Origin of the sequence: Streptomyces sp. PA03-5A (assembly GCF_033792725.1) — a bacterium.
GTDB lineage: Bacteria > Actinomycetota > Actinomycetes > Streptomycetales > Streptomycetaceae > Actinacidiphila.
Window position 1 is genome coordinate 58,156 of sequence record NZ_JARAVL010000002.1, and the last position, 13,334, is coordinate 71,489.

Genomic DNA, 13,334 nt, shown 5'->3' on the forward strand with positions numbered 1-13,334 from the left:
GCCGTCCGCCCGGCGGATTGCCGCACCGACCAATCCGTCCCGCCGCGGGCTCCGAACCACCAGCAGGGAGAGGACCGCGACGAAGGGACGGGACGTGACCGAAGCAAGGCGAAGGGTGGCCGTCGTGGGCAGCGGCGTCGCCGGGCTCACCGCCGCCTACCTGCTGCAACGGCACTGCGACGTGGCGCTGTTCGAGGCCGACGACCGGCTCGGCGGGCACGCCCACACGCACGACGTACCCTCCTGCGACGGCCGGGTGACCGCCGTCGACACCGGCTTCATCGTCCACAACGAGCGCACCTACCCCACCCTGCTGCGGATCTTCGCCGAACTCGGCGTCCCCACGCAGGAGTCCGAGATGAGCATGTCCGTGCGCTGCGAGGGCTGCGGCCTGGAGTACGCGGGCGCGCGTGGCCCCTCGGGGATCTTCGCGCAACCGCGCAACGCGCTGCGCCCGGCCTATCTGCGTATGCTGGCCGAAGTGCCCCGATTCCACCGCCTGGCCCGGCGGCTGCTCGCGGAGGGCGGTTCCGACGACACCACCACGCTGGGGGAGTTCCTCGGCGCGGGGGAGTTCTCGGCGTACTTCACGGCCCACTTCACGACCCCGCTGGTGGCCTGCGTCTGGTCCTGCTCGCCGCGGACCGCCGCGCACTACCCGGCGGTCTACCTCTTCCGGTTCCTCGACCACCACGGGATGCTCTCGGTGGGCGGTTCCCCCACCTGGCGGACCGTCACCGGCGGATCACGCGTCTACGTCGAGCGCATCGTCAAACGGCTCACCGCGATCCGCACCGCCACCCCCGTACGCGCCCTGCGCCGGCACGCCGACGGCGCCGACGTCGTCACCGACGACGGCGACACCGAGACGTACGACGCGGTGGTCGTCGCCACCCACCCCGACCAGGCACTACGACTGCTCGCCGACCCCACCGCGGAGGAGCGCCGGGTGCTCGGCGCCATCCCGTACTCCAGCAACCCGACGGTGCTGCACACCGACACCACGCTGCTGCCCCGCAGCCGCGGCGCCCGCGCCTCCTGGAACTACCTCATGCCCACCTGCGCCCCCGACCCCGGCGGGGTCCGCGTCAGCTACGACATGAACCGCCTCCAGCGGCTGGACACCCCCGAGCGCCACGTCGTCACCCTCGGTGACGAGGAACGCGTCGACCCCGCCCGGGTGCTCGCCCGCATGGTGTACGAACACCCCGTCTACACCCCCGCGTCGCTGGCCGCGCGACGGCGGCTGCCGGCCCTGGCGACCCCCGTCACCGCCTTCGCCGGGGCGTACCACGGCTGGGGCTTCCACGAGGACGGCTGCCGCTCCGGCGCCGAGGCCGCCCGCCACCTGGGGGCGCGATGGTGACCCCCGCGGGCCTGCCGCCGCAGGTGCCCGCCCTGTACGAGTGCACGATCACCCACGTGCGCACCGATCCGCTGCGGCACGCCTTCGCCCACCGTACCTACATGTGGCTGACCGACCCCGCCCGGCCGCCCCGGCTCCCCGCCGCGCTGCGCCCGCTCGCCCGCTTCGACCCCCGTGACCACTTCGGCGGCCGGCACCCGACCGTACGGGCCGCCCTCGACGCCTGGCTCGCCGCCCAGGGCGTCGACCTGCACGGCGGCCCGGTCCGGATGCTCAGCCACGCCCGGGTCCTCGGCCACGTGTTCAACCCGCTGACCCTGTACTGGTGCCACGACCCGGACGGCACCCTCGTGTGCGTGGTCGCCGAGGTCCACAACACCTACGGGGAACGGCACGCCTACCTGCTGCGCACCGACGGCCGCGACGGCGCCCACGTCGCCAAGGACTTCTACGTCTCCCCGTTCCTCCCCGTCGACGGCGGCTACCGCATGCGGCTGCCCGAGCCGCACGACCGGCTCCACCTCACCGTCCACCTGGAACGGCCCGGCGGCGGCACCCCGTTCACCGCCACCGTGCGCGGCGAGCGGCGCCCGGCGACCGCGCCGGGCCTGCTGCGTGCCGCCGCCCGCCACCCCTGGTCCACGGCTGCGGTGTCGGCCGGCATCCGCCGGCACGGCATCCGGCTGCTGCTGCGCGGACTGCCCGTGCAGCCCCGTCCCGTCCACGCGCCCCAGGAGGGTTTCGAGTGACCATGTCCACCACGTCCGTCCCCCTCTCCGCTTCCGCACCCGCCTCCGGCGTGGACCCCCGCCGCTGGCCGGACGTCGCCGCGCCGCCACGGTGCTCACGGCTGCGCGCCGCGGTCGCCGGCGCCGTGCTGCGACGCGCCCTGAGCGGGCTCCCGCTGCGCTGCCGGCTCGGCGACGGCGGCCCGGTCCTCGGCACGGGCGGGCCCACCATGCTGATCGCCGACCCCGAGGCCTTCCACCGCCGGGTCGGCACCGGAGGACTCATCGGCTTCGGCGAGTCCTACATGGCCGGCGAATGGGACGCGCCGGACCTGCCGGCCGTCCTCACCGTGCTCGCCTCGGACGTCACCGGGCTCGTCCCCCGGCCGCTGCAGCGGCTGCGCGCCCTGTGGGCACACCGGCAGCCCACCGAGCGGCGCAACACCCTCGACGGCGCCCGCGGCAACATCCACGCCCACTACGACCTGTCCAACGAGCTCTTCGCCCTCTTCCTCGACGAGACCCTCACCTACTCCTCGGCCGTCTTCCGCGGCTTCCCCGCCCGGCGCGCCCAGCTGGCCGCCGCACAGCACCGCAAGATCGACCGGCTGCTCGACCTGGCGGGCGTCGGCGAGGGCACCCGGCTGCTGGAGATCGGCACCGGCTGGGGAGAGCTCGCCGTCCGCGCCGCCGGCCGCGGCGCCGAGGTCGTCTCCGTCACCCTCTCCGAGGAACAGCGCCGGCTCGCCACGGCCCGGATCGCCGCCGCCGGGCAGCAGGACCGGGCCACCGTCCGGCTGCGCGACTACCGGCAGGTGACCGGGAGCTACGACGCCATCGTCAGCGTCGAGATGATCGAGGCCGTCGGCGCCGAGTACTGGCCGGTGTACTTCACCGCCCTGGACCGGCTGCTCGCCCCCGGCGGCACGGTCGCGCTCCAGGCGATCACCATGCCCGACGAGCGCATGCTCGCCACCCGCGACACCTACACCTGGATGCAGAAGTACGTCTTCCCCGGCGGGCTCATCCCCTCCCTGGAGGCGATCGAGCGGACCCTCGACGAGCACACCGCGCTGCGCGTCACCTCCTGCGACGGCTTCGGACCGCACTACGCCGAGACGCTGCGGCTGTGGCGCGAGCGCTTCACCGAACGCGCCGCCGACGTCGCCGCCCTCGGCTTCGACGAGACCTTCCGCCGCATGTGGACCCTCTACCTCGCCTACTCCGAGGCCGGTTTCCGCTCCGGCTACCTCGACGTGTGCCAACTGCGGCTGACCCGGGGGGAGACCACCAGGTGAAGGGCGCCGCGGACACCCTCGCCCCGTTGCTGGAGCAGTTCACCGGCGGGCCGCTGCCCGTGCGGCTGCGGGCCTGGGACGGCAGCACCGCCGGGCCGCGCGACGCCCCCGTGGTCGTCCTGCGCTCCCGGCGGGCGCTGCGAAGACTCCTGTGGCAGCCCGGCGAACTCGGCCTCGCCGAGGCGTACATCACCGGGGACATCGACGTGCGCGGCGACCTCACCGAAGGCCTGCGCGCCGTGTGGCACGCGGCACGCGACGGCGGGCTGCGCCCTCCCCGGCTCACCGCGGCCGACCGGCTCCGCGCCGCCGGCGCCGCCGTACGGCTCGGTGCGGTCGGCCCCCGGCCGCCCGCCCCGCGCGGACGCGCCCGGCTGAACGGCACCCCGCACACCAGGGGCCGCGACCGGGCCGCCATCAGCCACCACTACGACCTGTCCAACGACTTCTACGAACTCCTCCTCGACCCCTCCATGGCCTACTCCTGCGGCTACTGGACCCGCCACGACGACCCGTCGTACGGCCTCCCCGACGCCCAGCGCGACAAGCTCGAACTCATCTGCCGCAAGCTGGACCTGCGCCCCGGCACGCGGCTGCTCGACATCGGGTGCGGCTGGGGCGCGCTCGCCCTGTACGCCGCGCAGACCCACCGCGCGCAGGTCCACGCGGTCACCCTCTCCCGCGCCCAGCGGGACTTCGTACGGGACCGGATCCGCGAACGCGGCCTGGAACAGTACGTCACCGTCGAACTGCGCGACTACCGCGACCTGGAGGGCAGCGGCGGCTACGAGGCGGTCACCGCGATCGAGATGGGCGAGCACGTCGGCGACGCGCACTACCCGCGGTTCGCCGGCGCGATCCACCGCATGCTGCGCCCCCGAGGCAGGGCGCTGGTGCAGCAGATGTCCCGCGGCCGCGTCGCCCCCGGTGGCGGCGCCTTCATCGAGACCTACATCGCCCCCGACATGCACATGCGCCCGCTCGGCCGGACCGTGGGGCTGCTGGAGGACGCGGGCCTGGAGGTGCGGGCGGTGGAGTCCCTGCGCGAGCACTACGTCCACACGGTGCGGGCCTGGCTGGCCACCCTGGAGCAGCGCTGGTCCGACGTCGTCCTCCTGGCCGGAGAGGAGACCGCCCGCGTGTGGCGTCTGTACCTGGCGGGCGGGGCGCTGGCCTTCGCCGAACGCCGCATGGGCGTCGACCAGATCCTCGCCGTACGGCCCGCGGCCGACGGCACCGGAGGCGCGGCCGGCACGCCCGCCGCCTGGTACGCGGGGTGGTGAGGCGGTGAACGGCTTCCCCTGGGGCGCGTTCGGGGTGGGCGTGGCGGTGGCCGCCGGGGCCGCGCTCGCCGTCATGCTCGCCACCTTCGCGTTCGCCCTGTCCCGCGGCAGGCACCGCTACGTCGACGTCGCCTGGGGCGTGGCCTTCACCGCGGTCGCCGGGTCCGCCTACGGCATGTCCGCCGGGCACGGCGACCCGGCCCGCCGCGCGCTGGTGCTCGCGCTGACCGCCGTGTGGGGCGTGCGGCTCGCCGTCCACATCGCCCGCCGCGGCCGCGGCCACGGTGAGGACCCCCGCTACGAGGCCTTCCTGGCCAAGGCCCGCGGCAGCCGGGCCGCCTACGCACTGCGCGCGGTGTACCTGCTGCAGGGCGCGCTCGTCCTGGTCGTCTCGCTGCCCGTCCAGGCCGCCTCGTACATCCCCGGGCCGCTCGGCCCGGCGGCCGCGGTCGGCGCGCTGCTCTGGCTCACCGGCCTGCTCTTCGAGGCCGTCGGCGACCACCAGCTGGCCCGGTTCAAGGCCGACCCGGCGCACCGGGGCCGCATCATGGACCGCGGCCTGTGGAGCTGGACCCGGCACCCCAACTACTTCGGCGACTTCTGCGTCTGGTGGGGGCTGTTCGCGCTGACCTGCGACGCCTGGCAGGCCGCCGCGGTGTCGGTCGTGTCCCCGCTGCTGATGTCGTACCTGCTGACCCGGGGCAGCGGGAAGGCCCTGCTGGAACGGCACATGGCGGACCGCCCCGGCTGGGCCGCCTACGCGTCGCGCACCAGCGGCTTCTTCCCCCGGCCCCCGCGCCGGCGCGTCGGCGTCCCGCCGGGGTGAGGGGGCGGGCGCGGGCGGCCCGGGCGCCGCGTCGAGGCGGGCGATGGCGGTGGCCCCCGGCGGGCGCGGCTATTTCGCGCGGGCGCCGCGGAAGCGGGCGAGGGCCTCGTCGAGGTCGACGAGGGGGGCGGGGTAGTCCAGGGCGGCCCGCTCGTCCTCGGGGAGCCGCCAGGGGCGGTGCACGGCGCCGCCCCGCACCTCCGCCAGCTCCGGCACCCAGCGGCGCACGTAGGCGCCGTCCGGGTCGAAACGGCGGGCCTGCACCAGGGGGTTGAGCACCCGGTTCGGGCGGGTGTCGGTGCCGGTTCCGGCCACCCACTGCCAGTTCAGCTGGTTGTTGGCGATGTCGCCGTCCACCAGCAGCTCCAGGAAGTGCGCGGCGCCGATCCGCCAGTCCACGTACAGCGTCTTGGTCAGGAAGCTCGCGGCCAGCAGCCGCGCCCGGTTGTGCATCCAGCCCTCGTGCCGCAGCTGCCGCATCGCCGCGTCGATCAGCGGGTATCCGGTACGGCCCTCGCGCCACGCGTCCGCCTCGGGCCCGTCACCGTGCCAGCGGTCACCGCGCGGCCGCAGGTCCCGGGAGGCGGCGTCGGGGCGGGCGGCGAGCACCTGGTGGTGGAAATCCCGCCACGCGACCTGCCGCACGAACGCGTCCGCGCCCGGCCCTGCGGCCTCACGGGCGCGCCGGACCAGCTCGGTGGCCGACAGGCAGCCGAAGTGCAGGTACGGCGACAGACGCGAGGTGGCGTCGCCCGCGAGGTCGTCGTGGCGGTCCTCGTACGCGGCGAGGCCCGAAGCCCGCCAGGCCCGCCAGCGCTCGCGGGCCTGGGTCTCCCCGCCCGCGGGCAGCCCGGGCGACGTGCCCGTGGGCGGCTCCGGGAGCGGCCGGGAGGCCACGCCGTCCGGGACGCGGACCACGCGGGGCGCATCCAGCGGGTCGCGCAGATCCGCGGTCTCCCAGCGCCGGAAGTACGGCGTGAACACCCCGAAGCTGTCCTTGCCTGCCGGGGTCACCGCGCCGGGCGGCACCGCGGTCAGCACGGCGTCGTGCACCCGGAGTTCGCGGCCCGCCGCTGCCAGCGCCTCCCGCAGCCGCTCCTCGCGCCGCGCGGCGTAGCGGCTCACCCCCGCTGCGACGTGCACCTGCCCGGCGCCGGTCTCCTCCGCGACCCGGCACGTCTCGCGCGCCACGTCCCCGTGGCGCAGCACCAAACGCCCGCCGCGCTTGCGCAGCCGCTCGTCCAGGTCGGCGAGGCAGCCCGCGAGGAACGCGGCGCGGTTCGGGGCGGCGAAGCCCGCGGCCTCGATGGCCTGATCGAGCACGAACAGGGGGACGACCTGCTCCGCGGAGTCGAGGGCGCCCCGCAGGACCGGGTTGTCGTGGAGCCGCAGATCGGCGGTGAACAGGCAGATCGACGTCGTCGTCACGTCCGGGGCACTCCTCCTGGCCGGCATTCGCGCCCGGCGAGCCTATGGTGCCGCCTCCCACCGCGGCGTGAGGCGCCCCGCCGCGGCCTGGCGAGCGCGGGGCGTTTCCCGTGGAGCCACGCCCTCCCGGAGCGCCCCCACGGCGGCGTCACCCCCACGCGGGGCCCTTCCCCATGGGCCGGGGCTCCAGGCCGCGTGACCGTGCGTGGGGCCGGCCGGCCGCTGTGGGGTGTCCCCGGGCGCCCGGATCGTGGCCATGTCGTTCACCTTTCTGGTCCGGGGGACGACCTGGGTGCCCTCCGGTGGAGTGGAGCTGGGGGTGAGGGGCCGGACCGGTCCGGAGGTGCTCGCCTCCTGCGCGTCGTGGCGCGAGACGATGCCGCCGCCGGGCGTGGTCATGCCGAAGCGGGCGAACGCCGCGACGAGGACGAACGCGCCTGCGGCCAGGGCGAAACAGAGAGTGAAGCGGCTCTCGGCGGGTGCGTGGCCCGGGGCTCCGGCGGCCGGCACGGCTGTGCCGCCCGGAGGCGGGGCTCGCCCGGTCCTCGGCCGGCTGCCCTCGGGGACGGGAGCTCCCCGAGCTTCGGTAGGCGGTGCCGTGCCGTCACGGGGTGGTTGTGCGGGTGCACGTGTGGCGGTGTCCTCGGGGGCAGGCGCTGTCCGGGGTCCGGCTGGGGTGCCATGCCGCGGGCGAAGCTGTGCCTTCGGCTGGATGGCCGGTGGGGGCAGGGCGTTCGCGAACCGCCGCGGCCCCCGGGGGCACGGCGGGAGCCCGGCGCGGTGACCCATGCCACAGCGGCCGCCCAGGACCTTCGGCCCGGCCGGCCCGCCGCCGCGCACCGCACCGGACGGGGTGCGGAACGGAGCGGTGCGCGGCGGTGCGCGGTGGCGTCAGGCCGGGAAGTTGATCAGGGCCAGGGGGTCGGAGGTCGGCTGCGGGGAGCCGCCGGCGGGTTCGACGGTGATGCCCATGCCGGAGGCGCCGTCGACGTTGCCCCGGAGGAGGACAGCCTGGGTCGTGTCGCCGCCGGACGGCTTCGGCATGAGGCCCGCGGAGCGCATCGTGCCGCCGTCGGCGTACCAGAGCTGGTAGACCCGGTCGCCGCTCAGCGCGGGCATGCCGTGGGCGAAGAACACCGCGCGGTCCTGGCTGCGGGAGACGACGACCGTGCCGCTGGCGCCGCCCGCGAGCTTCGCGGAGGTGGTGACGGCGTCGGGCGCGGCCAGGACCCGGGAGATCTGATCCGCCTGGGCCTGGGTCCGCTGGTTCTCCTGGCGCAGGTCGCCGAGTTGTTGCTGCTGCCAGACCGCGACCCCGCCCAGGATCGCGGCGGCGGCGAGGCAGGCCGCCAGGGCGAAGCGGACGCGGCGCCGTGCGGGCTGCGAGGCGCGGCGGCGCATCGCACGGGCCGCGGCGCGCGGCGGCTCGGGCACCGACGGAGGCTCCTGCCGTACGTTGACGATGAGCCGCATGACGTCGTCCTTCATGCGGGGCGGGACGGGTTCGGCCGCGGCGAGCCCGAGGCGGGCGGCGGTCGCGGCCAGCTCGCGCACCTCCAGCGCGCAGGCCTCGCACTCCGCGAGGTGGCGTTCGAACTCCGCGCGCTCGTGCCGCGTCAGCGCGTCGACGGCGTAGGCGCCGGTGAGGGTGTGCAGCTCGGCCTCGGTGCTCACGCGGTCACCCCCAGGCAGTCGCGCAGCCGGATCAGGCCGTCCCGCAGCCGGGTCTTGACGGTGCCCAGCGGCAGCGACAGCAGCTCGGCCACCTCCCGGTACGTCAGCCCCCGGTAGTAGGCGAGGGTCACCGACTGGTGCTGCACCTCGGTGAGGGTGCGCATGCAGCGTCGCACCTGTTCGGCCTCCAGCCGGGCCTCCACCTGCTCGGTCACCTCGTCGTAGGCGGGGGTGCGCTCCAGCAGCGCAGCCCTGTGCTCGCGGTCCGCCGCCGCGCTGGCGGACCGTACCCGGTCCACGGCCCTGCGGTGGGCCAGGGTCATCACCCAGGTCATCGCGCTGCCCTTCTCCGGCCGGAAGCGGGCGGCGGTGCGCCACACCTCCACCAGCACCTCCTGCGTCACCTCCTCCGACTGGGCGGGGTCCCTGAGCACTCCGCGCACCAGTCCGAGCACGGGTCCGCTCACGGCGTCGTACAGCCGGGCGAAGGCCTCCTGGTCGCCGCGCGCGACGGCGAGCAGCAGCTCCGAGAGGTCCGGCCCCTGCCGTGCGGGCCTGCCGAACCGCAGCGGTTCCCTCACCACACCTCCAGCGTTCGATTCCGTGTGTCGAGGACAAGTCTCGCGTCCGGCATTCGGCGCCGCGAGCGATTCGGATTGGTCCGTCGTACCGTGGCAGTCATGTCCGACACCACCTCAGCAGCAGTCCTGGGCACCGGGATCATGGGTGCCGCGATGGCCCGCAACCTTGTCAAGGCCGGCCTCGACGTCCGTGTGTGGAACCGTACGAAGGAGAAGGCGCAGCCGCTCAGCAAGGACGGCGCACGCGTCGTCGACACCCCCGCGGAGGCGGTGGACGGCGCCGACGTGGTGCTGACGATCCTGCACGACGCGGACTCCGCCCTCGAGACCATGCGGCAGGCGGCGCCGGCGCTGCGCAAGGGCGCGGTGTGGGCGCAGTCCACCACCGCGGGCGTGGGCGCCCTCGGGGAGTTCGCGCGGTTCGCGCGCGAGCACGGCGTCGTCTTCCTCGACTCGCCCGTGCTGGGCACCCGGCAGCCCGCGGAGAACGGGCAGCTCCTGGTGCTGGCCGCCGGGCCGCAGGAGGCCCGGCAGACCGTGGCGCCGGTCTTCGACGCGATCGGCAGCCGCACCGTGTGGGTGGGGGAGGACGCGGCCGAGGGCGCGGCCAGCCGGCTGAAGCTGGTGATCAACAGCTGGGTGCTGACCGTCACCCACGGCACGGCCGAGGCCCTCGCACTGGCGAAGGGCCTTGGCGTGGACGCCGCGGACTTCCTCAAGGCCGTCTCCGGCGGCCCCCTCGACATGGGCTACCTGCAGGCGAAGGGGGCGTCGATCCTGGCCGGGGACTTCAGCCCCAGCTTCGCGGTGCGGACCGCGGAGAAGGACGCCCGCCTGATCGTGGAGGCGGGGGAGTCCGTGGGGGTCCGGCTCGACGTGGCCGCGGCCGGCGCCGAGCGCTTCCGCCGCGCGGCCGAGCTCGGGCACGGCGGGGAGGACATGGCGGCCTCGTACTTCGCGAGCTTCGAGAAATGATCACCCGATGTGCGGGAAGAGGCTGGTGAAGTACGCCGCCGCCTCGGCGGCGTCCCGGCCGAAGGGGGCGTCCAGGTCCCAGATGAGGAAGAGCAGGAAGGCGATCAGGGCGCTGTAGAGCCCGGCGAGGAGCAGTTCGCGCCGGGAGCGCCTGATCTGCAGGCTGAAGATCAGCCCCACCGCGACGAGGGCGCCGGTGACCAGGCCGAACCACACCACCCCCGGCATGGTCGGCCCGGCGTTCTCGCCGCGGGCGGTGCGCGCGTCGTCGGCGGCCGCGACCTGGTCCACGACCGGCTGGTACGCCTGGTTGGCCAGCGGGGTGCGCGGCTCGAAGTCGGTCACGTCGCGGCGCACCTTGCCGAGGAGCTCCGAGCCGCGCTGGGTGTTCTCGCCGTGCTTGAGCATGTAGGGCAGTTCGGTGTGCGCCACGTAGGAGACGTACGCGTCCACGTCGGCGCGCACCTGGTCGCGGACGGCGGCGGGGTAGACCTGCACCCGCTGGCGCACCTCGTGCAGGGCCTGGGTCTCGCGGTGCAACGTGTCCTCGGCGCCGCCGCGCGCCTCCCACACGCCGGCGATGGCGAGGCCGAGGACGATGGCGTACACCACGCCGATCATCATCGTCATGTACTCGATGACGTCGGGGGTCTCCGAGGGGTCGTCGTCGTCCCCGATGCGACGGTGGTTGATGGCCACGATGGTCAGGACGACCGCGCAGGCCGCGGCCATCGCGATGGCCAGGACGAGCCAGTCCGACATCGATCACCTCCGTGAGCGGGCTTGGGAGCGGGGCTTGAGCGCGGCGGCGGACAGGACCGCGGGCGCGGTGACCAGCAGCATGAGATGGACGATGCTCGGGCCGTCGGGGGCGGGCGGCGGGCTCGCCTTGCGGTAGGCGACCGGCGGGAGTTCCGCTCGGTGCGTCGGGGTGGGAGTGGGAGTGGGGGTGGGGGTCGGCGTGGGTGTCGGGGTCGGCGTCGGTGTCGGAGTGGGGGTGGGCGTGGGTGTGGGGGCCGGTGCGCGGCGTACGGGGCGGGCGGGGGTGGGCCGCGGTGCCGGCCCGCAGGGGTGTCGCCAGGACACCGAGCCCCGTGAACCGCCGCTGTCCGTGCGGGCGTTCACCGTCGACTCGTACGCGGGGCAGTGCCGCCGCCGGACGGTCGCGGACGAACCGCCGCTGCCGGTGCGTGCGTCCACGGTGTCCCCGCCGTGGGTGACCCGGGCCCTCGTCTCCCCGCCGCGGGTCTCCACGCGGACGGCGCCGCCGCCGGTCTCCACCCGTACGGTGCCGTCGGGCAGGAACCGGACCACGGGCGGGCCCGGTGGCCCCGGCGGATCATGCGCGTACGCCGTCCCCCCGGCCGCCCCCGGCCCCAGCACCGCCAGTGCCGCGGCCGCCGTGAGGCCGGCCCCCCTCAGCCAGATGCTCATGGACGAGATCCTGCGCGGTGCCGCGCGGGCCCATCCGGGGGACCCGGCCAATCCCCCCGAAGGGCTGATTCGTCAGCTCAGCACGCGCCGCAGCGCACGCCGGGCGCGGTCGGGGGCGGTCCGGTCGCCGAAGAGCTGGACGGCGTGGTTGAGGGAGAAGTAGATCCCGTTCAGCTCGAAGACCAGTTGCTCGGGGTCGGTGCCGGGCGGCAGTTCGCCGAGTTCCACGGCGGCCCGGATGTCGCGGGTCAGCCGGCGGCGCCAGACGGTGTAGAGCCGGGCGACCGCGTCCCGTACCGGCCCCTCGCGGCCGTCGAACTCCACGGCGGAGGCGGTGAACAGGCAGCCGCCGGGGAAGGCCTCGCGTTCGCGGTCCAGGTAGGTCACCCACGCCTCGCAGATCGCGGTCAGCCGGGCGATCCCGGGAGCGGCCCCGGCGGCGGGCACCCAGACGGCGCGGGTGAAGATCTCCGAGGCCCGCCGCAGGGCGGCGATCTGCAGGGCCTCCTTGGTACCGAAGTGCCCCAGCAGCCCGGACTTGCTGATCCCGAGGTCGGTCGCGAGCCGGCCGATCGTGAGGCCCTCCAGGCCCTCCACGGAGGCGACCGCGACGCTGCGCTCGATGATCCGCTCGCGGGTGTGGCGTGCCTCGGCGGCGGACTTGCGTGGGCTCATGGGGCCATCGTAGCCACCCCTCCCCTTTAGAGTCCGACCGGTCGGTCGCTATAGTTTCGGCCATGACTGCATCCCGCATCGCCGCCCTCGGTCACCACCAGCCGCAACGTGTCCTCACCAACGACGACTTGGCCGCCATGGTCGACACCAGTGACGCCTGGATCCGGCAGCGCACGGGCATCGCGACCCGGCACATCGCCGCCGAGGACGAGACGGTCGCCGACATGGCGAGCGCCGCGGCGGGCAAGGCGCTCGCCGCGGCGGGCCTGGACGCCGCCGACGTCGACCTGGTCGTCGTGGCCACCTCCAGCGCCGTCGACCGCTGCCCCAGCACCGCCGCCCAGGTCGCGGCCCGGCTCGGCATGACGGCTCCCGCCTCCTACGACCTCAACAACGCCTGCGCGGGCTTCACCACCGCGCTTGCCGCCGCCGACCACTCCGTGCGGGCCGGCGCCGCCCGGCACGCCCTGGTCATCGGCGCCGAGAAGATGTCCGACCTCACCGACTGGAGCGACCGCAGCACCTGCGTCCTGCTGGGCGACGGGGCGGGCGCGGCCGTCGTCAGCGCCGCCGATGCCGCTCCGGGGACGCTCCCCGGCATCGGCCCCGTCGTGTGGGGCTCGGATCCCACCCGCGCCGACGCCGTACGGCTGGCCGGCGCCTGGCAGCCCCGCTTCGCCCAGGACGGCCAGGCGGTCTTCCGCTGGGCCACCACGACCCTCGCCCCGATCGCCGAGGAGGCCTGCGCCCGCGCCGGTGTAGCCGTCGCCGACCTCGGGGGCATCGTGACGCACCAGGCCAACCTGCGGATCATCGAGGGCGTCGTACGCCAGCTGGGGGCCCCGCAGGCGGTGGTGGCCCGGGACGTCGTCGACTCCGGCAACACCTCCGCCGCCTCCGTGCCGCTCGCCTTCTCCAAGCTCGTCGAGCGCGGCGAACTCGCCCCTGGCGCGCCCGTGCTGCTGCTCGGCTTCGGCGGCGGGCTGTCCTGGGCCGGGCAGGTCGTCGGCTGCCCCTGACCCGGGGACGACCGAGGGCCGGTCGGCCGCGTGTGCGGCTGACCGGC

13 protein-coding genes are annotated in these 13,334 nt (G+C 75.3%); 7 read left to right on the top strand and 6 right to left on the bottom strand.

What is annotated here, in order from left to right:
• The first annotated feature begins 94 nt into the window (after positions 1 to 94).
• Genes PV410_RS02805 through PV410_RS02825 form a run of 5 tightly spaced genes read left to right on the top strand, consistent with a single transcriptional unit; the run spans position 95 to position 5,501 of the window.
• Entirely contained in the window at positions 95 to 1,366 is a 1,272-nt protein-coding gene (locus tag PV410_RS02805) for an NAD(P)/FAD-dependent oxidoreductase (protein WP_500322062.1), read from the top strand.
• The gene (locus PV410_RS02810) at positions 1,360 to 2,115 is read left to right on the top strand and encodes a DUF1365 domain-containing protein (RefSeq protein ID WP_500322063.1); all 756 of its coding nucleotides are present in this window, start codon (positions 1,360 to 1,362) and stop codon (positions 2,113 to 2,115) included. The genes PV410_RS02805 and PV410_RS02810 overlap by 7 nt, the downstream gene beginning before the upstream one ends.
• Positions 2,112 to 3,392 (top strand): class I SAM-dependent methyltransferase, encoded by a 1,281-nt coding sequence (locus tag PV410_RS02815; RefSeq protein ID WP_500322064.1) that lies wholly within the window; start codon positions 2,112 to 2,114, stop codon positions 3,390 to 3,392. The genes PV410_RS02810 and PV410_RS02815 overlap by 4 nt, the downstream gene beginning before the upstream one ends.
• Complete coding sequence (locus tag PV410_RS02820; RefSeq protein WP_500322065.1) at positions 3,389 to 4,675, top strand: class I SAM-dependent methyltransferase; 1,287 nt, start codon at positions 3,389 to 3,391, stop codon at positions 4,673 to 4,675. Before PV410_RS02815 ends, PV410_RS02820 begins: the two co-directional genes overlap by 4 nt.
• Before the next feature lie 4 nt (positions 4,676 to 4,679).
• A complete protein-coding gene (locus tag PV410_RS02825) occupies positions 4,680 to 5,501 on the top strand; it encodes a DUF1295 domain-containing protein (protein WP_500322066.1) in 822 nt (273 codons plus the stop codon).
• A gap of 69 nt (positions 5,502 to 5,570) precedes the next feature.
• Here the strand turns inward: PV410_RS02825 and PV410_RS02830 are convergent, their stop codons facing one another.
• From PV410_RS02830 to PV410_RS02840, 3 genes are all read right to left on the bottom strand, one after another.
• Entirely contained in the window at positions 5,571 to 6,929 is a 1,359-nt protein-coding gene (locus tag PV410_RS02830) for a cryptochrome/photolyase family protein (protein ID WP_500322067.1), read from the bottom strand.
• 891 nt (positions 6,930 to 7,820) lie between these two features.
• Positions 7,821 to 8,603 carry an anti-sigma factor gene (locus tag PV410_RS02835; protein ID WP_500322068.1) on the bottom strand — a complete coding sequence of 261 codons (783 nt, stop codon included), beginning with the start codon at positions 8,601 to 8,603 and terminating at the stop codon, positions 7,821 to 7,823.
• A complete protein-coding gene (locus tag PV410_RS02840; RefSeq protein ID WP_499511711.1) occupies positions 8,600 to 9,184 on the bottom strand; it encodes a sigma-70 family RNA polymerase sigma factor in 585 nt (194 codons plus the stop codon). The genes PV410_RS02835 and PV410_RS02840 overlap by 4 nt, the downstream gene beginning before the upstream one ends.
• Before the next feature lie 99 nt (positions 9,185 to 9,283).
• Here PV410_RS02840 and PV410_RS02845 point away from each other — a divergent pair, with 99 nt between their 5' ends.
• A complete protein-coding gene (locus tag PV410_RS02845) occupies positions 9,284 to 10,159 on the top strand; it encodes an NAD(P)-dependent oxidoreductase (protein WP_500322070.1) in 876 nt (291 codons plus the stop codon).
• On the opposite strand, the gene PV410_RS02850 is transcribed toward PV410_RS02845, so the two are convergent.
• The 3 genes from PV410_RS02850 to PV410_RS02860 form a co-directional block, all read right to left on the bottom strand.
• On the bottom strand, positions 10,160 to 10,921 hold the full coding sequence (locus tag PV410_RS02850; RefSeq protein WP_499511709.1) for a bestrophin-like domain: 762 nt from the start codon (positions 10,919 to 10,921) through the stop codon (positions 10,160 to 10,162).
• Between the two features lie 3 nt (positions 10,922 to 10,924).
• On the bottom strand, positions 10,925 to 11,593 hold the full coding sequence (locus PV410_RS02855; protein ID WP_500322072.1) for a hypothetical protein: 669 nt from the start codon (positions 11,591 to 11,593) through the stop codon (positions 10,925 to 10,927).
• Positions 11,594 to 11,665: 72 nt separating this feature from the next.
• Positions 11,666 to 12,268 (bottom strand): TetR/AcrR family transcriptional regulator, encoded by a 603-nt coding sequence (locus tag PV410_RS02860; protein ID WP_500322073.1) that lies wholly within the window; start codon positions 12,266 to 12,268, stop codon positions 11,666 to 11,668.
• A gap of 62 nt (positions 12,269 to 12,330) precedes the next feature.
• On the opposite strand from PV410_RS02860, the gene PV410_RS02865 reads away from it, so the two are divergent.
• Complete coding sequence (locus PV410_RS02865; RefSeq protein WP_500322074.1) at positions 12,331 to 13,287, top strand: beta-ketoacyl-ACP synthase 3; 957 nt, start codon at positions 12,331 to 12,333, stop codon at positions 13,285 to 13,287.
• Positions 13,288 to 13,334: the final 47 nt, after the last annotated feature.